We start from the raw sequence: 20,940 nt of genomic DNA, 5'->3' as shown, positions 1-20,940 counted from the left end.
CCTGCGATTTAATGTGTTGCCACCCGGCGCACTGTTTCCAGCGCTTGCGGTGGCGACAACACCCTGTCCAGCACTTCGGCTTCCAATTCAGCCAGCCTTGCCGAACCTTTACGGCGCGGCCGTGGCAAATCGATGGCCAAATCCAACCCGATCCGACCTTCCTCGATCAGCAGCACCCGATCGGCCAACGCAATGGCTTCACTGACGTCATGCGTTACCAGCAGCACGGTGAAACCCTGTTGTTGCCACAGGCGTTCGATCAACCCCTGCATCTCAATACGGGTTAACGCGTCCAGCGCTCCCAGCGGTTCATCCAGCAGCAATAGGCGAGGGCGATGAATCAACGCCCGCGCCAACGCGACACGCTGTTTTTGCCCGCCGGATAGCGCCGCTGGCCAGTCGTTAGCGCGATCGGCCAGCCCGACGGTGGTTAACGCTTGCAATGCGTCATCACGCCAGTTACCGCGCAGACCAAGCCCGACGTTATCGATGACCTTTTTCCACGGCAGCAAGCGGGCGTCCTGAAACATCAAACGCGTATCGTCTTTGGCACTGCTGAGCGGCGAACTACCGGCCAGCAATGCGCCATCACTGGCGGTTTCTAGCCCGGCCAGCAGGCGCAATAGGGTGCTTTTGCCACAGCCGCTGCGGCCCACCACGGCAACAAACTGACCCGCGGTGATGCGCAGTTGCAGATCATCCAGCACGGTACGGTTGCCATAGTGTTTGGCGATGGATTCCAGGGTGACCGGAATGCCTGGCGGAATGCGAGTGGGAGCTGTCATTACGCTTCTCCTGATTTCAGTTGATAGGCCGGGTGCCAGCGTAGCCAGATACGTTCGAGCCCTTGTGCGCTGGCATCGGCCAGCTTGCCAAGCAGGGCATACAGCACGATCGCCACCACCACGACATCGGTTTGCAGGAATTCACGTGCGTTCATCGCCAGATAACCGATGCCGGAGTTGGCTGAAATGGTTTCAGCGACGATCAGCGTCAGCCACATAAAGCCAAGGGCGAAGCGCACGCCGACCATGATCGAAGGCAATGCACCGGGCAGCACCACTTGGCTGAACAAGCGAAAACCGCTCAGGCCGTAGCTGCGCGCCATCTCCAGCAGGCCGCGATCGAGATTCTTGATGCCGTGGTAAGTATTCAGGTAGATCGGGAACAAAGTCCCCAAGGCCACCAGGAAGATCTTGGCCGATTCATCAATGCCAAACCACAGGATCACCAGCGGGATCAACGCCAGATGAGGCACGTTGCGGATCATCTGAACCGAGCTGTCGAGCAGGCGTTCGCCCCAGCGCGATAAACCGGTGATAAACCCTAGCACCAGCCCGATGCTGCCGCCGATACTGAAGCCAATCAGCGCGCGCCAACTGCTGATCGTCAGGTGCTGCCACAGTTCACCGCTTTTGGTCAGAGTCCAAAAAGCGGTGATAACTGCGCTGGGGGCGGGTAGGATACGGTTTGACAGCCAACCGGCTTCAACGGCTGCCTGCCAGATCACTACCAGTACTACCGGCAAAACCCAAGGAGCCAGCCGTTGCAGGAAACGCTGTGTGCCGATTGCCATCATGATGCTCCTTAGCTTTGAGCCACTTTTTGTGGTGAATAAATATTGGCGACCGTTTCCCCCTGCGGTTTGATCGCCCGCAGCTGTGCAGGTGGTTCGTTTTTCACCAAGTCCAGATGCGGGAACAGCAGTTCGCCAACCCGATAGGCTTCTTCAAGGTGCGGATAGCCGGAGAGCACAAAGGTATCGATACCCAGATCGGCGTATTCCTGTATACGCTGCGCCACCGTTGGGCCATCGCCCACCAAAGCAGTACCCGCACCGCCGCGCACCAGCCCGACACCGGCCCACAGGTTCGGGCTGATTTCCAGATTGTCTTTCCTGCCGCCGTGCAGTGCTGCCATCCGCTGTTGGCCCACAGAATCGAAGCGTGCAAAAGCCTTTTGCGCATCGGCAATAGTTTGGTCATCCAGATGAGAGATCAGACGATCGGCCGCGCGCCAGGCTTCTTCGGTGGTTTCGCGCACGATCACGTGCAGACGAATGCCAAAGCGGACTTTGCGCCCGACAGCGGCGGCTTTGGCACGCACTTCCTCGATTTTTTCCTTAACCTGTTCCGGTGTTTCCCCCCAGGTCAGATACAGTTCGACCTGTTCAGCGGCCAGATCTTGCGCGGCTGCGGAAGAGCCGCCGAAGTAAAGGGGAGGGCGTGGCTGTTGTACCGGCGGGAACAGCAGCTTGGCCCCTTTCACGTTAATGTGCTTACCGGCGAAATCAACCGTTTCACCCTCCAGCACTTTGCGCCACACGTGGGTAAATTCGGTAGAGGCTTCGTAACGTTCCGCGTGATTCAGGTGCAACCCCTCTGCGGCCAGCTCTTCTGGATCACCACCGGTAACCAGATTGAACAGCGTGCGGCCATTGGAAAGCCGGTCCAGCGTTGCGGCCTGTCGTGCTGCCACGGTCGGCGAAATGATACCTGGGCGCAGCGCCACCAGGAACTTCAAGCGCTGCGTGATCGGGATTAACGAAGCGGCCACCAGCCAGGAATCCTCACAGGAACGACCGGTGGGGATCAGCACCCCGCCAAATCCAAGCCGATCGGCCGCCTGGGCAATTTGTTGCAGATAACTGTAATCCACCGTGCGGGCGCCTTCTGCACTGCCCAGATAGTGGCCATCTCCATGGGTAGGTAAAAACCAGAATACGTTGATACTCATAATGATGTGCTCCTGCTTATTGTGAGTTTGGGTGCCAAACGCGTTGAGAAATGTCCACCTTGACCGGCACCAGCCGGTTGGCGAAAAACAGATCGGCGGTCTGCTGCTGGGCGGCAATAGTTTTCGCATCCAGCGGTTTGATCGCGGTAATAGGGCGATGATCCAGATAAGAAGCAATCACCGGTTCCGGTAAACCCATTGCATTCGCCAAAAGCGTGACGCTTTTTGCCCGATCGCTACGGGTTAACGCATCGGCCTGCGTCAGGGTATCCAGCACCTGCTGGATGAATGGACCACTGGCTTCGGTATAGGGGCGAGCGGCCAGATAGAACGAACCGGTTTGGTTCAATTGGCTGCCATCGGTCAGCACCCGGACGCCACCTTGCAGCAAGGCAGCAGAATAGTAGGGATCCCAGATCGCCCAGGCATCGACGTTACCCTGCTGGAAGGCCGCGCGAGCGTCGGCAGGCGTCAGGTAAATTGGTTTGATATCGGTAAACGTCAGGCCAGCCCGCTGCAAGGCACGTAGCAGCAGGTTGTGAGAACTGGACCCTTTTTGAAAGGCGACCTTATGCCCTTTTAGCTCGGCGACGCTGTGAATCGGGCTGTTTTCTGGCACCAGGATCACCTCCGCTTGCGGCTTTGGCGGTTCTACGCCGACATACAGCAGATCGGCCCCGGCAGCCTGAGCAAAAATAGGTGGGATATCGCCGGTGCTGCCTAAATCGATACTGCCGACATTCAGCGCTTCAAGCATTTGCGGGCCTGCCGGGAATTCGATCCAACTGATTTTGGTGCTGGGGAACCGTTGTTCCAGCAGTTGGTGAGTTTTTGCCAGCACCAGGCTGACGGAACCCTTCTGATAGCCAATGCGGAACTGGGCTGGGGCATTCTCCTGCGCGCTGGCGGTATTGGCGATCGCCAGAGCAAACATGGCAGACAGCGCGCCCGTATTGAACCAGCGGCGGAGAGTTGAGAATTGCTTCATCATGATTTCCTATTTTTCTTCAGGCAGATTGCTGGGCTAACAGAGAAGAAGCGAGCCTCAGCGCAGGCGGTTTGCGGCGGCCCAGCGCCAGATAGAAGCTTTCCAGCGCCTCTTCCAAACGCGCAGAGACCGTGTCAGACAGGGTGACCTGCTCACCGTTAAGCAGGATCTGGCTGTCATCGGCAAAAACGCCGTGCAGCACTTCTTGGGCTTTCAGCGCTGCCAGTACCGGTTTTAAGGCGTAATCCACCGCCAGCATGTGGCCAACGGAACCGCCGGTGGCCAGCGGTAAAACCACTTTGTGGTCCAGCGCGCGCTCTGGCAGCAGATCGAGTAAGGTTTTCAGTGCGCCAGAAAATGAGGCTTTATACACCGGTGTGGCAATCAGCAAGCCGTCAGCCAGCGCGAGCTGGGCGGCAAAGGCTTTGATATCGGGACTGTTGAAGTTGGCATACAGCAGATCGTCCGCCTTGAAGTCGTGCAAGGTGTAAGCGATCACTTCCACGCCCTGTTGTTGCAGCCACTGTTGGCTCAGGTTGAGAAGTGCTGCCGAACGTGACGGAATTCGTGGGCTACCTGCCAGTGATATAACGCGCATTGCCGCTCCTTATAGCTATACCCTTCATACTTCAAGTTGCATGTGCGTTGGCTTTCCTCGCTCACCCCAGTCACTTACTTGAGTAAGCTCCTGGGGATTCTCTGCGTCGCCGCCTTCCTGCAACTCGAATTATTTTGGGTACAAAAGTTATCAACGTTAAAATAATGTTTATTTAGTGTTTTAAAGCTAACAGCAAAAGGGGGCGTTTTTTAAATCTCAATTTTTGATTTGGATATGCGCAGAAGGGGAAAGGCGGGCTTTAGGGGGGGAATCAGCAAAACGATGAGGTTAAAAACCGTTTTTTTGCCTTTAATCAATTCCAATTAACGGCAGGATACCGGAGAATATGCCCCCGGCTTGCAACTATGCCCAAAGTACTTGGAGTTGCAGGTAGGCAGCAAGCGAATGAACCCGATGAGCTTACTCAAGTAAGTGATTCGGGTGAGTGAGCGCCGCTAACAACCCTGCAGCTTCAAGTAGTAAGGGTATAACCGGGAAATCAGGAGAGTACATGTACTACCCCCTCATCAGGAAAGCGTTGTTTCAGCTCGATCCCGAGCGTGCGCATGAATTGACTTTCAGTCAGCTCCGCCGGATCACCGGCACCCCGCTAGAGTTTCTTATCCGTCAGTCCGTGCCGACCAAGCCGGTGAACTGCATGGGGCTCTCTTTTAAAAATCCGCTAGGTTTGGCTGCCGGTCTGGATAAAGACGGTGAGTGCATCGACGCCTTTGGTGCCATGGGTTTTGGCTTTGTTGAGGTGGGCACCGTTACTCCACGCCCGCAACCTGGTAATGATAAACCGCGTTTATTCCGCATTGTTGAAGCCGAAGGGCTGATTAACCGCATGGGATTTAATAACCATGGCGTGGATAATCTGGTTGAAAACGTTAAGAAATCTCATTTTGGCGGTATTCTGGGGATTAATATCGGCAAGAATAAAGATACGCCGGTAGAACAAGGTAAAGATGATTATCTGACCTGCATGGATAAAATTTATCCGTATGCCGGTTATATCGCGATTAATATTTCTTCACCCAATACGCCGGGATTACGATCGTTGCAGTATGGCGAAGCATTGGACGATCTGTTAGCGGCAATTAAGAATAAGCAGAGTGAGTTGCACGCGCGCCATCACAAATATGTGCCGGTGGCGGTAAAGATCGCGCCGGATCTTTCCGAAGAAGAATTGATCCAAATAGCCGACAGTTTGGTTCGACATAATATCGATGGGGTGATCGCTACCAATACCACGCTCGATCGTAAACTGATCCAGGGATTAAATTATTGCGAACAAACCGGTGGGCTCAGCGGTCGCCCGGTACAATTACGCAGTACTGAAGTGATCCGTCGTTTGTCGCAGGAATTGCAAGGGCGCCTGCCGATTATCGGCGTGGGGGGAATTGATTCCCTGACCGCTGCGCGAGAAAAAATGGCGGCAGGGGCAACGCTGGTGCAAATTTATTCCGGCTTTATCTTTCATGGGCCGCGTTTGATTAAAGATATCGTTACTCATATCTAATATTTTCCCTTCATTTCTAGCCGGGGGTTTATTTCTGCTCCCGGCTCGTCTATATTTTGTTCGGTAGTTTAAATATCATTCGTGGAATTAGCCGATGTCGGGGTGATAAAATCACCTTTCAGGTATCGCGTTGTTGTGCAGCAAATTGGCAAGAAGGATGGGTAATGAAGATAAAACCTGACGACAATTGGCGTTGGTATTTTGACGCTGAACACGATCGAGTGATGCTCGATCTCGCCAATGGGACTCTCTTCCGCTCGCGCTTTCCGGCAAAAATGCTCACTCCGGATGCGTTCAAAGAGTGTGCTTTCTGCGTTGATGATGCTGCGCTGTATTTTGATTATGAAGAGCAGTGCAAACAGCTCCAACTCAGCCATGAACAACGCGCCGAGCTGGTATTGAATGCCCTGGTCGCTTTCCGCTTCCTGAAACCGCTGATGCCGAAAAGCTGGCATTTTGCTCAGCAACATTATCCATTGCACCCGAAGAACGGCACATTGGCGGCGGTGAAGGTAATGGAGAGCGGCGAAGATGCCCGTTTGCTGGTGGTGGAAGCCGGTGATAACGCCAGCCTGTGCCTGCTGGCGCAAAACCAATTGGCGTTAGCTGGCCGCACTATGGTGCTGGGCGATGCCATCAAAGTGATGCACGATCGCCTGAAGCCTTGTATTTGGGATGATCTCTCCGCTCCGGCGTATGACAGAGCGGTTTAGCGTTAAGCCAACTTCACATCGCTTTTTGGAATACAGCTGCAACACAGCACCGTGCCATCGTTGCCGATAGCGCTCTGCTTTAGCGGTGCCACTTCCCCATCGACCAACTGGATCCGGCAACTGCCGCAAATGCCCGCCCGGCAGGAATAAGGAATACGAATTCCTTGCTGTTCTAACTGCTCCAGCAAGATCTGCTGATTGTTACCGGTGAACACGTTACCGGCATATTCGATCGTCACGCTGTGTGTGCTGTCCTGCGGGGCTTGCAGGCTGGCCACCACGTTGCCTGCACCATAAGGCCGCGGCGGTTTGCTCGACAGCACTTCAACCGCATCCCCCACGCGGATAATACCGCTGTTGCGGGCAATCATATTCTGGCCAAAGTCGACATCACCGTTCTCGGCGGTGCGGAATTTTTGCAGCGTGCTGAGTGGCTCACCGCTCGGGTGTTTGCGGCCACGCTCAGGGCTGACGGTGGTCAGAACACAGCGGCTGCAAGGTTTCACCAGATCAAACATCACCTCGCCGACGCGAATGACTTGCCAACCATCTTCGGCCCAGGCACTGGCTCCGGTCACCACCAGATTCGGGCGAAACTGTTCCAGCTTGATGCTGCCGGGACAACGTTGTTGCAGATCCTGGAATGAGGCTTCGTTGATCAACAAATAGGGGTAACCGTCGGCGAACGATAACGGAATTTCCGGGTGTTTTTTCACTCTGCGGGTTAATTGTGGCCCAACCCAGCGTAGCTGTACGTCACGCTGAAAATAACCGCTCAGCCAACTGTTGATGGCCTGTGGCGCAATCAGGGCGGTGAAATGGTTGCCCCACACTTCGGTCGGGTGCTCATCGGCGGCAAAATCATGGAAGCGGATCGTAGCGCTTTCGCCATCCGGGGCGGTCAGGTACAGGCCATCTGGCAGCAACGCTGGGGTAAACAGCACCATCTGCGGATATTGGCGAGCTGTAATAAAGGTGCCATCGGGTTCGGTGATCATAAAACTACGATCAAAAGCCAGCCCGTGGTTGGCTACCTGGGCGTGAGAAAGTTGTAAACCGCGCAGTGATTTGACCGGATGAACGTAAAGTCGGGAAAGCGTGATCACCGCTGCCTCCATACGATGATTAAATAGAAGGGAGCAACTTTATGACAAGCGGCCTGGATTAGCTATAATGCGCAACAATTTTCTTTTTGGTGATAAGCACGATATGAACTCTCTGTTTGCCAGCACGGCGCGTGGACTGGAAGAACTGTTAAAAAGCGAACTGGAAGCGCTGGGTGCTCACGCCTGTAAGGTGGTACAGGGCGGGGTACATTTTCAGGGTGACGATCGTCTGCTGTACCAAAGCCTGCTGTGGAGCCGCCTGGCTTCGCGCATTCTGTTGCCGCTGAATGAATTCCGCGTGCACAGCGATCTGGATCTGTACCTTGGCGTTCAGGCGATTGACTGGCCGAGCATCTTCGGCGTGGATAAAACCTTTGCCGTTCACTTCAGCGGCGTCAACGAAGAGATCCGTAACAGCCAATATGGTGCGCTGAAGGTTAAGGATGCGATTGTCGACAGCTTTACCCGCAAGATTGAGCAGCGGCCAACCGTGGCTAAACAGCAGCCGGATATCCGCGTCAACGTGTTTTTGCAGCGTGATATGGCCTACGTGGCGCTCGATCTGAGCGGCGAAGGCCTGCATCAGCGTGGCTACCGCGATCTCACCGGTCAGGCACCGCTGAAGGAAAGCCTGGCAGCCGCTATCGTTCAGCGCTCCGGCTGGCAGCCGGGTACGCCAATGCTCGATCCGATGTGTGGCTCCGGCACGCTGTTGATTGAAGCGGCGATGATCGCTTCCGATCGCGCGCCCGGCCTGCATCGCCAGCATTGGGGGTTTACCGCCTGGAATGGCCATAATGCCGATCTGTGGCGCGAAGTGATCACCGAAGCACAGGTGCGTGCGCGCCGTGGTTTGCAGGAAACAACCTCCCGTTTCTTCGGTTCAGATATCGATCGCCGGGTGATCGAGATGGCGCGCGGCAACGCCCGCCGTGCCGGTGTGGCCGAATTGATCACCTTTAACGTCAATGACGTCAGCAAACTGACCAATCCAGTGCCGGAAGGCCCGGCGGGAACCGTGGTCAGCAACCCGCCTTACGGCGAACGTCTTGAGAGCGAACCGGCGCTGATCGCTTTGCATAATATGCTGGGCCGCATCATGAAGAGTGCGTTTGGTGGCTGGCAGCTTTCGCTGTTCAGCGCTTCACCGGAACTGCTGAGCTGCCTGCAACTGCGCGCCGAGCGCCAGTTCAAGGCGAAAAACGGCCCGCTGGACTGCGTGCAGAAAAACTATCAGTTGGCAGAAAATCCGCAGGGTTCTGCTGGCGTGCAAGTAGCGGAAGATTTTGCTAACCGCCTGCGTAAAAACCTGAAGAAACTGGAAAAATGGGCGAAGCAGCAGGGGATCGAATGTTATCGCCTGTATGATGCCGATTTGCCAGAATACAATGTGGCGGTGGATCGCTACGGCAGCAAAGTGGTGGTGCAGGAGTATGCTCCGCCAAAAACCATTGATGCGCAGAAAGCACGTCAGCGTCTGTTTGACGTGATTAACGCGACTTTGTCGGTGCTGGATCTGCCTTCTAATCAGTTAGTGCTGAAAACCCGCGAGCGGCAGAAAGGCAAAAACCAGTATGAGAAGCTGGCACAAAAGGGCGAGTTTTTGCTGGTGGAAGAGTTTAACGCCAAGCTGTGGGTCAACCTGACGGATTATCTGGATACCGGCCTGTTCCTCGATCACCGCATTGCGCGCCGGATGCTGGGTGAAATGAGCAAGGGTAAAGACTTCCTTAACCTGTTTGCCTATACCGGCACCGCCAGCGTACATGCCGGGCTCGGCGGTGCGCGCAGCACTACTACGGTGGATATGTCGCGTACTTACTTGGAATGGGCAGAGAAAAACCTGCGGGTTAACGGCCTGACCGGCAAGCAGCACCGCCTGATCCAGGCAGATTGCCTGTCGTGGCTGCGCAATACCAGCACATCTGCCGACGAACAGTTCGATGTGATCTTTATCGATCCGCCAACCTTCTCCAACTCCAAACGGATGGAGAACACCTTTGATGTACAGCGCGATCACCTTGACCTGATGAAAGATTTGAAACGGTTACTGCGCCGTAACGGGAGCATTATGTTCTCCAACAACAAACGCGGTTTCCAGATGGATATGGCTGGCCTGAACGCGTTAGGTCTGGAAGCGAAAGAAATTACTGCCCAGACGTTGTCACAGGATTTTGCCCGTAACCGTCAGATTCACAACTGCTGGCTGCTCACCCACGCTGGCGAAGGAAAATAATTACTATGTCGTTAATCAGCATGTCTGGTGCCTGGCTGTCTTTCAGCGACGCACCTTTGTTAGACAACACCGAAATTCATATTGAAGACAACGAACGCGTGTGTCTGGTCGGGCGCAACGGCGCGGGTAAATCCACGCTGTTAAAGATCCTCGGCAAAGAGATCCCGTTGGATGATGGCCGGATTATCTACGAGCAAGATTTGATTGTGGCGCGGTTGCAGCAGGATCCTCCGCGTAACATTGGCGGTACGGTGTTTGATTTTGTCGCCGAAGGCGTGGCCGAACAGGCAGAGCACCTGAAGGCTTACCATGCGATTTCACATCAGGTGGAATTGGATCCCAGCGAAAAAAACCTGTCGCGCATGGCGCAGATTATGGAGATCCTCGATCACCAGGGCCTGTGGCAGCTCGACAGCCGCATCAGCGAAGTGCTGTTGCAGCTTGGCTTGAATGGCGATGCCGAACTGTCTTCGCTTTCCGGCGGCTGGCTGCGTAAAGCTGCGCTTGGCCGTGCGCTGGTCAGTTCACCGCGCGTGCTGTTGCTCGATGAACCGACCAACCACCTGGATATCACCACTATCGACTGGCTGGAAGGCTTCTTGAAAGAGTTCCAGGGCAGCATCGTGTTCATTTCGCACGACCGTTCATTTATCCGCAATATGGCAACGCGCATTGTCGATCTCGATCGTGGCAAGCTGGTGTCTTGGCCGGGTAATTACGATCTGTATCTGGAAAGCAAAGAAGAAGCGCTGCGGGTGGAAGAACTGCAAAACGCTGAGTTTGACCGCAAGCTGGCGCAAGAAGAGGTGTGGATCCGGCAGGGCATCAAGGCACGCCGTACCCGTAACGAAGGCCGTGTGCGTGCGCTGAAAGCGCTGCGTAACGAACGTTCGCAACGGCGCGAAGTGATGGGCACCGCCAAGATGCAGGTCGAAGAATCCGTGCGCTCCGGCAAGATTGTGTTTGAAATGGAAGACGTCAATTATCAGATTGGCGACAAAGTGCTAGTGCGCAACTTCAGCGCGCAGGTTCAGCGCGGCGATAAGATTGCCTTGGTGGGTGCGAATGGTTGTGGTAAAACCACGCTACTGAAATTGATGCTCGGTCAACTGAAAGCCGACAGCGGCCGCGTGCACTGTGGCACCAAGCTGGAAGTGGCTTACTTTGACCAGCACCGTGCCGAGCTGGATCCAGAACGCACGGTGATGGACAACCTGGCAGAAGGCAAGCAGGAAGTGATGGTCAATGGCCGTTCACGCCATGTATTGGGCTATCTGCAAGACTTCCTGTTCCATCCGAAGCGCGCAATGACGCCGGTGAAAGCGTTGTCCGGTGGTGAGCGTAACCGCCTGTTGCTGGCCAAGCTGTTCCTCAAGCCAAGCAATTTACTGATCCTCGATGAGCCCACCAACGATCTGGACGTAGAAACGCTGGAATTGCTGGAAGAGATGATCGACAGCTATCAGGGCACAGTGCTGCTGGTGAGCCACGATCGTCAGTTCGTGGATAACTCGGTGACCGAATGCTGGATTTTTGAAGGCAACGGCGTGATCGACACCTATGTCGGTGGCTATTACGATGCCCATCACCAGCGGGCCACGGCGAAGCCGATCCGTCAGGTTGCTGCTCCTCAGGCCAAACCCGTTGCGGAAAAAAAGGCCGAACAGCCGAAGAAACAGAGTACCAAGCTGAGTTATAACCTGATGCGTGAACTGGAACAGTTGCCGCAGCGCCTCGAACAGCTGGAAGCGGATATTGAAGCGTTGCAGGCGCAGGTCAGTGATGGTGGATTTTTCTCCCGTCCACACAGTGAAACGCAGCAGGTGCTGATCGAACTCGCCTCGGCTGAACAGGCGCTCGAAGAGGCTTTTGCCCGCTGGGAAGAGCTGGAGGCGATGAAGAACGGCTGATCGGTTTACCCAATGGATTTCAAGATGCAGACAGCCAAGGCTCCTGCATCTTGAAAGATGATGGGTATAAATGCTGACCCGCACGCTGCTGCGCACCAGCATTGCAGTTCCGGTGAACGACGTTGTTAAGGAAGAATATGGTGTGTTCCCACGAAGATAATAAGCAGCATACCCATGCGGCCAAGGGAGAACGGCAGCAGGGTAACCTGATGCTGTGCCCACAATGCGACATACTGGTGGAATTACCACCGTTGGCATTCGGCTCCAAGGCGGTTTGCCCCCGTTGTAAAACCACGCTCAGTTCCCGCTGGGCTGAGCCGCGTAAACAACCTATTGGCTATGCCATTAGCGCCTTGATCATGCTGGTACTCGCCAATCTATTCCCGTTTGTCAATATGCGGGTCGCCGGTATTGCCAACGAAATCAAACTGATCCAGATCCCGCAGGTGATGGTGGCAGAGGATTACGCCAGCATGGCCACGCTGTTTATGGTGCTGGTTCAGTTTATCCCGGCGTTTTGCATGCTGGCGATTATTCTGCTGTGTGCCAGAGCGCGTATCCCGCAAGGGCTGAAAGTCTGGATGGCCAAGATGCTATTCCAGTTCAAAACCTGGTGCATGGTGGAGATCTTTCTCGCCGGTGTGCTGGTCAGCTTTGTCAAACTGATGGCCTATGGCGATATTGGCATTGGCACCAGTTTTATCCCTTACTGCCTGTTCTGCCTGTTGCAGGTGCGCGCATTCCAGTGTGTGGATCGCCGCTGGCTGTGGCAGGATATTGAACCGGCTCCGCGGCTTGAACACCCGGTGCAGGTTGGCCGTACCGGCTTGCGGCAGGGATTGCGATCCTGCCAGTGCTGTACCGCGATCCTGCCTGTCGATCAGGCCCGCTGCCCGCGTTGCCATACTACCGGGTATGCGCGCCGCCGCCACAGCCTGCAGTGGACGATGTCGCTGCTGGTGACGTCGATCATGCTGTATATCCCCTCAATGGCGATGCCGATTATGATCACTGAGGCGTTAGGCAACAAGATGCCCTCAACCGTAATGGCCGGCGTGATCCTGCTGTGGGGAGAGGGTTCCTACCCGGTGGCCATGGTGATTTTTATCGCCAGCGTCATGGTGCCTTCACTCAAAATGTTGGCGATCGGCTGGCTATGCCTGGACGCCAATGGCAAAGGTAAAGACCGGGCCGACAGTGAGCGCATGCATCTTATTTATGAAATTGTGGAGTTTGTTGGCCGTTGGTCAATGATTGACGTGTTTGTGATCGCCGTATTATCGGCGTTGGTACGTATGGGACAATTGATGAGTATTTATCCTGCCACGGGTGCGCTACTGTTCGCCGGGGTGGTTATCCTCACTATGTTTGCTGCCATGACGTTTGATCCCCGTCTGACTTGGGATCGCGTAAATGAAACAATAAAAAAGGAGCCGCAAGGTGACGGAAAGTAATCATAGCGTCGCGGACGTTGAAAAGATCAAACGTTGGTCACCGGTGTGGATCATTCCCATCGTCACCGCGTTGATCGGCGCATGGATCCTGTTTTACCACTTCAGCCACCAGGGGCCTGAGGTGATGTTGACGACCACCAGCGCCGAAGGGCTTGAAGCGGGTAAAACCAAGATCAAGAGCCGCAGCGTCGATGTGGGCGTAGTGGAAAGCGTGACGCTGAGTGAAGATCTGAGCAAAGTGCTGGTGCAGGCGCGCCTGAATTCCGGCATGGAAGCGCTATTACGTGAAGACTCGGCCTTCTGGGTAGTGAAGCCGCAGATTGGCCGTGAAGGGATCTCGGGTTTGGGCACCTTGCTGTCCGGTGCTTATATCGAGTTGCAACCCGGCAATAAAGGCAAAGAAGGCAAAGACGATTTCCAATTGCTGGATGCTCCCCCGCTGGCACCACCCGATGCCAAAGGGCTGCGCGTGCTGCTGGACAGTGAAAAATCCGGTCAGTTGAATGCGGGCGATCCGGTGTTGTTCCGTGGCTACCGCGTCGGTTCGGTAGAAACCAGCTATTTTGATGCCAAAGAACGCGTGATGCGTTATCAGCTCTTTATTTCGGCACCTTATGATCAACTGGTCACCAGTAACGTACGTTTCTGGAAAGACAGCGGTGTGGCGTTCGACATGTCTGCGCAAGGCATGCGCGTGGAGATGGGCTCACTGACGACGCTGTTCAGCGGGGGCGTCAGCTTTGACGTGCCGGAAGGTTGGGATCGTGGTGAGGCGATCAAAGAGAAATCGGAATTCCAGCTGTTTGATAACGAACGTAATATCCAGGACTCTCTGTATACCGAACATACTGATTACCTGATGTTCTTCTCTGACTCAATACGTGGCCTGCAAGCCGGGGCACCGGTGGAATTCCGGGGGATCCGTCTGGGTACGGTGGCGCAGGTGCCATTCTATAAAGAGGGGATGGAGCAACGTCTGGATTCCGATTACCGTATTCCGGTGCTGATCCGTATTGAGCCCGATCGTTTCCAGCAGCAGTTGGGCAAGGGCTTCAACTTCCAGCAGCATTTGAAAGATGCCGAAGGCCGTGGCATGCGTGCCGCCCTGAAATCTGCCAACCTGTTGACCGGTGCGCTGTATATCGATTTGGACTTCTATCCGCAGGAAAAACCGTGGAAAGGCCCGCGCGAGATGTTCGGCTATCCGCTGTTGCCAACCACCAGCGCTGGCTTGGCGCAGATCCAGCAGAAACTGATGCAGACCCTGGATAAGATCAATGCGATGCCGTTGACGCCGATGGTCAACGAAGCGACCAAAACGCTGGCCGAAAGCCAGAAAACTATGCAGGAAACGCAAAAAACCATGCAGTCGCTGAACGACATCATCTCAAGCAAAGAGATGAAGGCGCTGCCTGCGGACATGCAGAAAACGCTGCAGGAACTCAATCGCAGCATGAAAGGGGTTCAGCCTGGTTCACCGGCCTACAACAAGATGGTAGGTGATATGCAACGCCTCGATCAGGTGCTGCGTGAACTGCAACCGGTGCTGCGTACCCTGAATGAAAAGAGCAACGCCCTGGTGTTTGAAGCCGCGGGTAGTGATGATCCTCAGCCGAAGAAGGCCAAAAAATGATGAAATGGATTCCGGTAGCTCTGGCGCTGTTGCTCAGCGCCTGTAGCAGCACGCCAAGCAAGACCTATTACCAGTTGCCTGCCTTGGGGGAGCCAACTCAGGTGAGCGACGCTCCGGCATCACGCCAACTTTGGTTGGAGCATGTCAACGTGGCGGATTTTCTGGCACAGAGCGGCGTGGTCTATCAAACCAACGACGTGCAATATGTGATCGCGCAAAATAACCTGTGGGCCAGCCCGTTGGATCAGCAATTGCAGCAGACCCTGGTGACCAATCTTAGCGGTGCGCTGCCGGGGTGGGTGGTGTCATCGCAGCCGATGAGCAGCGATCAGGATGTGCTTAACGTGACGGTGAGTGGCTTCCATGGCCGCTATGATGGCAAAGCGATCATTCGTGGTGAATGGGTGCTGAATCATCAAGGTCAGCTGATTAAGCGTCCATTCAGCCTGGAGTTGAAGCAAGGGGAAGATGGCTATGATGCGCTGATCCGCACCTTGGCACAGGGATGGTCGCAGGAAGCGCAGGTTATCGCGGCCCAGGCCGCACGCCTTTAATTATAATTTTTTACTAAAATCGTCTAAGCCTATCCCGGCAAGGTGTATGAAAACGCTTTGTCGGGATTTTTTATTGTTTTTCATGTGGTTATTGTCAATCTCGGCTTATCAGCCACTTAGCGGATTCTCCGTGCGTAGCTCACAAATATGACATTGGTGTGAAATTGGCACATTGATCTTCCCGCCATTTGGAGCTATTCATTAAAGGTGGCTGCGCAAAAAGTGGCCATTGTTTTCTTTCCACCAGACAACGATGAGGGAAACGAGGCATGAAGAGACAGAAACGAGATCGTCTGGAGCGGGCTCAATCGCGTGGTTATCAAGCAGGTATTGCGGGGCGTTCAAGAGAACTTTGCCCTTACCAATCTTTAGATGCACGGGCTAACTGGCTGGGAGGGTGGCGACAAGCCATGGAGGACAGGGCTGTGACCGCTTAAGCGGCTCCCTGTTGTGAAGAAGGAACAACCTCCGCCAAGGCGGAGGTTTTCGTTTCTGGTATAAAATTATTCCTGCCAGCGTTTCAGCAAAATACTCGCATTTACCCCGCCAAAGCCAAAGCCGTTAGACAACGCATAGGTCATCGCCATCGGTTCTGCCTGGTTAGCAACCAAATGCAGGCCAGCAGCGGCAGGATCTGGGTTATCCAGATTCAACGTCGCTGGAGCGATTTGATCGCGCAGCGCCAAAGCGGTAAAGATGGTTTCCAAACCACCGGCCGCTCCCAGCAAATGGCCAGTAGCCGATTTGGTGGAGGTGATAGCAATACCACCATCAGTGCCAAACAGGTGCTTAATGGCGTTGATTTCACCCAGATCGCCAACCGGTGTCGAGGTGGCATGGGCATTCAGATGCTGTACCTGCCCCGGTGTGACATTTGCCTGCTTCAAGGCGATCTTCATTGCCCGGTAAGCTCCGTCGCCATCTTCGGCACCGGAGGTCATGTGATAGGCATCCGCACTGGTGCCATAGCCAACAATTTCAGCCAGCGGTTTGGCTCCGCGCGCCAGAGCATGTTCTAGCGTTTCGATCACCAGCATCCCTGCACCTTCACCCATCACGAACCCATTGCGGGCACTGTCGAATGGCCGTGAAGCTTGAGTAGCCTCTTCTGCTGCTGCCGTGGACATGGCGCGCGCGGCGGCAAAACCCCCCAGGCTGACGGTATCAATGGCGGCTTCGGCACCGCCGCACAGCGCGATATCTGCCTCGCCATTACGCAGCAGGCGTACCGCATCGCCAATGGCTTGTACACCAGCGGCACAGGCGGTGACCGGTGCGCCGATCGGCCCTTTGAAGTGATGTTTGATGGATACATGCCCGGCTGCCAGATTGACCAGAAATGAGGGGATGGTAAAGGGCGAAAGGCGCTTTGCCCCACGGCTGTCGGTAGTACGCACCGCGTGGGCGATAGCCGGGAATCCGCCAATACCGGAGGCAATCACCGTAGCGGTACGCTCTTGTTTATCGTCGGTGTCGGCCACCCATCCAGCCTGATGAATGGCTTCGTCAGCGGCCGCCATGGCCAGCAGAATAAAGCGATCCATTTTCTTTTGGTCTTTCGGTGCAACGGAGAGATCTGGATTGAAGCCAGCTTCGACATCCTGTGCCAAAGTGGGAATCTGACCACCGATTTTAACCTGTAGATCCGCTACCATCTGCTCTGGCAATGGGCTGATACCCGATTGGCCAGCCAGCAAGCGCCGCCAGATGGTTTCTACGCCGCAGCCCAGAGGAGAGACCGCCCCCATTCCGGTGATAACGATACGATGACTGCTCATAATGACTCCTTGGACGATTCGGTGAGTAAAGCGTAGTGTTGTTGCATCCGTGAAGCACGTAAACCCATGCCTTCTCCGGCTGCCGGGCCCGGTGCCAGCGTGACGTGCTGTAAAGTGACGGGTTGTTGCGTCATGGTATCAATCAGCTGTGGCTGTATCGGCTTGCCGCTGCGGCGATCCACCAGTTCTGCGGCGATACCATCATCCGCCAGATGCGTGTTGCCCCAGTGAAACAACGTAACCAGCACCGGGAAAAAGTCTTTGCCGCGTTCGGTCAACAGATACTCATAACGTACCGGGCGCGCTTGATACTGCTGCTTGTGCAAAATGCCGCTTTCCACCAGAAACTTAAGCCGGCGGGTTAGCAGAGTAGGGGATAGCCCCAGGCTTTGCTGAAATTCATCAAATTTAGATAAGCCGTGAAAAGCGTCCCGCAGTATCAGGATGCTCCACCATTCCCCCACGCGGCCTAAAGAACGAGCTATTGGGCACGGGGTACTATCGAAACTGATTTTTTTCATCACATTCCCTTTTTAATTACTACATTTATTGTAGTCACTAATTAATCGTTAACCAAGCCAGCCTTGCAGCATGAAATCACGTAACAACAGGGAAAAGAGACGGCGACCGGTAAAGGCCGCCGTAATGGTACTTAGAATGCAGCGGCGTCCTTGAACAGGCCCACTTTCAGATCGCTGGCGGTGTAGATCACTTCGCCATCAACCAGAACTTCACCATCGGCAACGCCCATAATCAGTTTGCGGGTGATGACGCGTTTGAAGTTGATTCGATAGGTGACTTTTTTGGCGGTCGGCAAGATCTGACCGGAGAATTTCACTTCGCCCACACCGAGCGCGCGGCCTTTACCTTCGCCACCCAACCAGCCGAGGTAGAAACCGACCAACTGCCACATAGCGTCAAGGCCCAGGCAACCTGGCATCACCGGATCGCCGATAAAGTGGCAGCCAAAGAACCATAAATCCGGGTTGATATCGAGTTCGGCTTCTACATAGCCTTTATTGTGGCTACCGCCGTCTTCGGTCATTTTGACCACGCGGTCCATCATCAACATGTTACCTGCTGGCAATGGTGGGCCACCGGCGCCAAATAGCTCGCCGCGGCCAGAGGCCTCGAGGTCTTCTTTCGTATAGGATTCGCGTTTATCTACCATGTTTCAGTAAGCCTTATTTTAATGAAGAACGCAGATTAGCTAACACGTGTACGCTGAACAAGTCCGATCAGCCGTGGTTGAACCAGTTGAGCCAACGTAATGGCCATGGCCATTGGCGACGTTCCTGTTGATTTACCTGCGCAATCCGCTCCTGAATTGCAGCCAGTAAACTTGGCTGCTGCTCATCGGCGTAGGGATATCCAGTTAATAATGGCAGGGCTTCCGCGACGCTGTCCACTGCCCACAGATGGAATTGTTCCTCGCGCACGGCGTCGATAACATCTTGGCGCAGACAAAGATTGCGCACGTTGCTTGCGGGCAGAATAACACCTTGTTTACCCGTCAGGCCACGACGCAGACAGACTTCAAAGAAGCCTTCGATCTTTTCATTGACTCCGCCGATCGGCTGCACGTTACCAAATTGGTCAACAGAGCCGGTTACGGCGATTTGCTGAGTGATCGGCTGTTGTGACAAGGCACTGACTAATGCGCAGAGTTCTGCCAGCGAAGCACTGTCGCCATCCACTTCGCCATAGGACTGTTCGAATACAATCGACGCGGAGAAGGGCTGTTGCTGATCAAGATCCAGTTCGGAGATCAGGAATGCCTGCATGATCATCATGCCCTTGGCATGGAGATTGCCCCCCAGTTCGGCTTTACGCTCAACGTCGGTGAACTCACCATCGCCGAGGTGCACCACGCAGCTGATGCGTGAAGGCTCACCAAAGCTGCGTGGATGGCCAGGATAATCCAACACCGACAGGCCGTTGATCTGGCCGATAACCTCGCCTTCGGTTTCGATCATGATTTGGCCAAGTTCGATCTCATCCTGCATGCGTTCTGCGAGATAGCTTTCACGCCATTCGCGAGAATTTAGCGCTGCTTCCAACGCTTTTGCGCTGATCTGTTCTTCTTCGGCATACAGGGCCGCTTCAGAGAGTTGCTGGCTGACCCACGACGGTGATATTGGTAGGTTGCCCTGATCGCCGGTATAACGCACCGCCTGGACCATCAGAGGCTGCCAGGCGTCTGCTGCCAGCGAAGGCAACTGCTGTTCAGCAATGACCGCGTTGATGTAGCTGCACCACTGCACCATATCATCGGCTTCGGTAAGTTGAAGATCGTCTTCGTACTCACCGTAGATGGCCTGTTCGCACAGTTCGGGCTCAATGTCATGGAAATCAGCCAAGCCGTGGCGATCGCCAAGCACGATCAGACGCAACTCCAGCGGCATCGGGGGAATAGAAACGGGCAGCGGCCGGGTTTCATCCGGGGTAAACCATTGGAATTGGCGTTGGATGATCATCTGCTTCAAACGCAGCCACAGCAAGGGTTGCGCCAGCAGTGAACGCACCGAAAGAATCAGTACACCGCCATTGGCCTGATGGATAAGACCGGGCTGCAAGGTGATTTCACCGTTGTGCATTCTGACACAGCCAAACAGTTGTTCGGGCTCGATCCATTCCTGATAAACACAGGCTCCGCCAGCCGCAAAGGGCTCATCACCACGAACAGCAGGCTCCACAGTGATCTTGTTAGCATCGATCACATAGTGACTGCCTTTGACAGTATTCTGTGGCTGCAACTTTTCTGCCGCTTGCGCAATCAACGCCAGATACTCACGCGTTTCTTGTGCTTTCAGCAGCATAAAGCGCGGTTGCGACAGCGGGTGCAGGAACAGCGTCAACGCATTATCCAAACGAGGCTGGATGGCAGAAAAGGTTGCGGGTGCCAGTTGAGCGGCGGAATCAAATATCGCCTGATAAGGCGTGGCAACAGGCAACAAGGATTGCCATTCAAGTCGGTTATTGGTCAAAGTGTTAGATGCAATCATTAAAAAGGGAAAGGGCGATTATACAAGAATAACGCCAGCTTGATAGATGCAGAGTGGTGGTTGATGTCTGGGAGTTTGACATCACACGATTACTGTGTAAAAAACAGTCTAAAAGTGGTTCTAATAGCCGAGGAAAATCAGCATAAAGCTGTTATGCTTAATAGAAGTTACACGGTCACAGAAGAGTTCATGATGAAATATCAGCAACTGGAAAATCTGGAGAGCGGTTGGAAATGGAAGTACCTGGTTAAAAAGCACCGGGAAGGTGAGCTAATTACCCGCCACATTGAAACCAGCGTTGCTCTGGAAGCGATTGATGAGCTGTTGAAGCTGGAAAATGAACCGGTAAAAGTACTGGCGTGGATTGATATGCATATGAACCCGGCGTTGGATAACCGGATGAAGCAAACCATCCGCGCTCGGCGCAAACGACATTTTAACGCAGAACATCAGCATACGCGCAAGAAATCTATCGATCTGGAGTTTTTGGTTTGGCAACGGTTGGCCGCGTTGGCCCGCAGGCGTGGGGTGACGCTGTCGGAAACCGTCGTTCAATTAATTGAAGATGCGGAGCGAAAAGAAAAATATGCCAGCCAGATGTCATCGCTGAAACAGGATTTGAAAGCCATTCTTGGTAAAGACGACGCTTAACGAGTTCTTTGTCAGGCAAAATGTCGAAAAAAAACCCCGCAATGCGGGGTTTTTTA

At 54.4% G+C, this 20,940-nt stretch carries 19 protein-coding genes; 9 read left to right on the top strand and 10 right to left on the bottom strand.

The features are described from left to right. Positions 1-8: 8 nt before the first annotated feature. From ssuB to ssuE, 5 genes are read right to left on the bottom strand one after another with little or no spacing between them, the layout of a single operon-like run. Positions 9-785 (bottom strand): aliphatic sulfonates ABC transporter ATP-binding protein, encoded by a 777-nt coding sequence (gene ssuB / locus AC2A1E_RS07710; protein WP_484383264.1) that lies wholly within the window; start codon positions 783-785, stop codon positions 9-11. Beyond that, positions 785-1,576: an aliphatic sulfonate ABC transporter permease SsuC gene (gene ssuC / locus AC2A1E_RS07705; RefSeq protein WP_484383342.1), complete on the bottom strand. Its 792-nt coding sequence runs from the start codon at positions 1,574-1,576 to the stop codon at positions 785-787. The genes ssuB and ssuC overlap by 1 nt, the downstream gene beginning before the upstream one ends. Positions 1,577-1,587: 11 nt before the next feature. Then, complete coding sequence (gene ssuD / locus AC2A1E_RS07700) at positions 1,588-2,736, bottom strand: FMNH2-dependent alkanesulfonate monooxygenase (protein WP_484383263.1); 1,149 nt, start codon at positions 2,734-2,736, stop codon at positions 1,588-1,590. 16 nt (positions 2,737-2,752) lie between these two features. Next, positions 2,753-3,724 (bottom strand): aliphatic sulfonate ABC transporter substrate-binding protein, encoded by a 972-nt coding sequence (locus AC2A1E_RS07695; protein ID WP_484383341.1) that lies wholly within the window; start codon positions 3,722-3,724, stop codon positions 2,753-2,755. Between the two features lie 19 nt (positions 3,725-3,743). Beyond that, positions 3,744-4,322, bottom strand: a complete 579-nt coding sequence (gene ssuE, locus AC2A1E_RS07690; RefSeq protein WP_484383262.1) for an NADPH-dependent FMN reductase — start codon at positions 4,320-4,322, stop codon at positions 3,744-3,746. 511 nt (positions 4,323-4,833) lie between these two features. On the opposite strand from ssuE, the gene pyrD reads away from it, so the two are divergent. Further along, positions 4,834-5,844, top strand: coding sequence for a quinone-dependent dihydroorotate dehydrogenase (gene pyrD / locus AC2A1E_RS07685; protein ID WP_484383261.1), 1,011 nt, complete (start codon positions 4,834-4,836; stop codon positions 5,842-5,844). A gap of 164 nt (positions 5,845-6,008) precedes the next feature. Then, positions 6,009-6,557 (top strand): cell division protein ZapC, encoded by a 549-nt coding sequence (locus AC2A1E_RS07680; protein WP_459402198.1) that lies wholly within the window; start codon positions 6,009-6,011, stop codon positions 6,555-6,557. Positions 6,558-6,559: 2 nt separating this feature from the next. Here AC2A1E_RS07680 and AC2A1E_RS07675 read toward each other — a convergent pair whose 3' ends face one another. Further along, a complete protein-coding gene (locus AC2A1E_RS07675) occupies positions 6,560-7,663 on the bottom strand; it encodes a YcbX family protein (protein WP_484383260.1) in 1,104 nt (367 codons plus the stop codon). A gap of 103 nt (positions 7,664-7,766) precedes the next feature. Here AC2A1E_RS07675 and rlmKL point away from each other — a divergent pair, with 103 nt between their 5' ends. The 6 genes from rlmKL to rmf all read left to right on the top strand — a co-directional run bounded on the left by rlmKL (position 7,767) and on the right by rmf (position 15,887). Then, positions 7,767-9,899: a bifunctional 23S rRNA (guanine(2069)-N(7))-methyltransferase RlmK/23S rRNA (guanine(2445)-N(2))-methyltransferase RlmL gene (gene rlmKL, locus AC2A1E_RS07670; protein WP_484383340.1), complete on the top strand. Its 2,133-nt coding sequence runs from the start codon at positions 7,767-7,769 to the stop codon at positions 9,897-9,899. 5 nt (positions 9,900-9,904) lie between these two features. Next, positions 9,905-11,809 (top strand): ABC transporter ATP-binding protein, encoded by a 1,905-nt coding sequence (locus AC2A1E_RS07665; protein ID WP_484383259.1) that lies wholly within the window; start codon positions 9,905-9,907, stop codon positions 11,807-11,809. Positions 11,810-11,946: 137 nt separating this feature from the next. Then, complete coding sequence (gene pqiA, locus AC2A1E_RS07660) at positions 11,947-13,263, top strand: membrane integrity-associated transporter subunit PqiA (protein WP_484383258.1); 1,317 nt, start codon at positions 11,947-11,949, stop codon at positions 13,261-13,263. Continuing rightward, positions 13,250-14,896, top strand: coding sequence for an intermembrane transport protein PqiB (gene pqiB / locus AC2A1E_RS07655; RefSeq protein WP_484383257.1), 1,647 nt, complete (start codon positions 13,250-13,252; stop codon positions 14,894-14,896). Before pqiA ends, pqiB begins: the two co-directional genes overlap by 14 nt. After that, positions 14,893-15,450 carry a membrane integrity-associated transporter subunit PqiC gene (pqiC, locus tag AC2A1E_RS07650; protein WP_459402203.1) on the top strand — a complete coding sequence of 186 codons (558 nt, stop codon included), beginning with the start codon at positions 14,893-14,895 and terminating at the stop codon, positions 15,448-15,450. Before pqiB ends, pqiC begins: the two co-directional genes overlap by 4 nt. 269 nt (positions 15,451-15,719) lie before the next feature. After that, positions 15,720-15,887 (top strand): ribosome modulation factor, encoded by a 168-nt coding sequence (gene rmf / locus AC2A1E_RS07645; RefSeq protein ID WP_072010836.1) that lies wholly within the window; start codon positions 15,720-15,722, stop codon positions 15,885-15,887. A 66-nt stretch (positions 15,888-15,953) separates the two neighbouring features. On the opposite strand, the gene fabF is transcribed toward rmf, so the two are convergent. From fabF to AC2A1E_RS07625, 4 genes are all read right to left on the bottom strand, one after another. Then, positions 15,954-17,228, bottom strand: a complete 1,275-nt coding sequence (gene fabF / locus AC2A1E_RS07640; RefSeq protein ID WP_484383256.1) for a beta-ketoacyl-ACP synthase II — start codon at positions 17,226-17,228, stop codon at positions 15,954-15,956. Beyond that, positions 17,225-17,749 carry a winged helix-turn-helix transcriptional regulator gene (locus AC2A1E_RS07635; protein WP_484383255.1) on the bottom strand — a complete coding sequence of 175 codons (525 nt, stop codon included), beginning with the start codon at positions 17,747-17,749 and terminating at the stop codon, positions 17,225-17,227. The genes fabF and AC2A1E_RS07635 overlap by 4 nt, the downstream gene beginning before the upstream one ends. Before the next feature lie 131 nt (positions 17,750-17,880). After that, entirely contained in the window at positions 17,881-18,399 is a 519-nt protein-coding gene (gene fabA, locus AC2A1E_RS07630; RefSeq protein ID WP_459402206.1) for a bifunctional 3-hydroxydecanoyl-ACP dehydratase/trans-2-decenoyl-ACP isomerase, read from the bottom strand. A gap of 67 nt (positions 18,400-18,466) precedes the next feature. Further along, a complete protein-coding gene (locus AC2A1E_RS07625; protein WP_484383254.1) occupies positions 18,467-20,215 on the bottom strand; it encodes an AAA family ATPase in 1,749 nt (582 codons plus the stop codon). Between the two features lie 210 nt (positions 20,216-20,425). On the opposite strand from AC2A1E_RS07625, the gene matP reads away from it, so the two are divergent. Continuing rightward, the gene (gene matP, locus AC2A1E_RS07620; protein ID WP_484383339.1) at positions 20,426-20,884 is read left to right on the top strand and encodes a macrodomain Ter protein MatP; all 459 of its coding nucleotides are present in this window, start codon (positions 20,426-20,428) and stop codon (positions 20,882-20,884) included. The last annotated feature ends 56 nt before the right edge of the window (positions 20,885-20,940 follow it).

It is taken from the genome of Serratia sp. HNCC26DJ206 (genome assembly GCF_057180605.1).
Note: the sequence above shows the minus strand (reverse complement) of the source record. Positions and strands in the feature narration are given on the sequence as shown.

Bases quoted from the DNA above. Each gene is read 5' to 3' on its own strand.
- ssuB (WP_484383264.1), bottom strand. From the start codon at position 785: ATGACAGCTCCCACTCGCATTCCGCCAGGCATTCCGGTCACCCTGGAA.
- ssuC (WP_484383342.1), bottom strand. From the start codon at position 1,576: ATGGCAATCGGCACACAGCGTTTCCTGCAACGGCTGGCTCCTTGGGTT.
- ssuD (WP_484383263.1), bottom strand. From the start codon at position 2,736: ATGAGTATCAACGTATTCTGGTTTTTACCTACCCATGGAGATGGCCAC.
- AC2A1E_RS07695 (WP_484383341.1), bottom strand. From the start codon at position 3,724: ATGAAGCAATTCTCAACTCTCCGCCGCTGGTTCAATACGGGCGCGCTG.
- ssuE (WP_484383262.1), bottom strand. From the start codon at position 4,322: ATGCGCGTTATATCACTGGCAGGTAGCCCACGAATTCCGTCACGTTCG.
- pyrD (WP_484383261.1), top strand. From the start codon at position 4,834: ATGTACTACCCCCTCATCAGGAAAGCGTTGTTTCAGCTCGATCCCGAG.
- AC2A1E_RS07680 (WP_459402198.1), top strand. From the start codon at position 6,009: ATGAAGATAAAACCTGACGACAATTGGCGTTGGTATTTTGACGCTGAA.
- rlmKL (WP_484383340.1), top strand. From the start codon at position 7,767: ATGAACTCTCTGTTTGCCAGCACGGCGCGTGGACTGGAAGAACTGTTA.
- AC2A1E_RS07665 (WP_484383259.1), top strand. From the start codon at position 9,905: ATGTCGTTAATCAGCATGTCTGGTGCCTGGCTGTCTTTCAGCGACGCA.
- pqiA (WP_484383258.1), top strand. From the start codon at position 11,947: ATGGTGTGTTCCCACGAAGATAATAAGCAGCATACCCATGCGGCCAAG.
- pqiC (WP_459402203.1), top strand. From the start codon at position 14,893: ATGATGAAATGGATTCCGGTAGCTCTGGCGCTGTTGCTCAGCGCCTGT.
- rmf (WP_072010836.1), top strand. From the start codon at position 15,720: ATGAAGAGACAGAAACGAGATCGTCTGGAGCGGGCTCAATCGCGTGGT.
- fabF (WP_484383256.1), bottom strand. From the start codon at position 17,228: ATGAGCAGTCATCGTATCGTTATCACCGGAATGGGGGCGGTCTCTCCT.
- AC2A1E_RS07635 (WP_484383255.1), bottom strand. From the start codon at position 17,749: ATGAAAAAAATCAGTTTCGATAGTACCCCGTGCCCAATAGCTCGTTCT.
- fabA (WP_459402206.1), bottom strand. From the start codon at position 18,399: ATGGTAGATAAACGCGAATCCTATACGAAAGAAGACCTCGAGGCCTCT.
- matP (WP_484383339.1), top strand. From the start codon at position 20,426: ATGAAATATCAGCAACTGGAAAATCTGGAGAGCGGTTGGAAATGGAAG.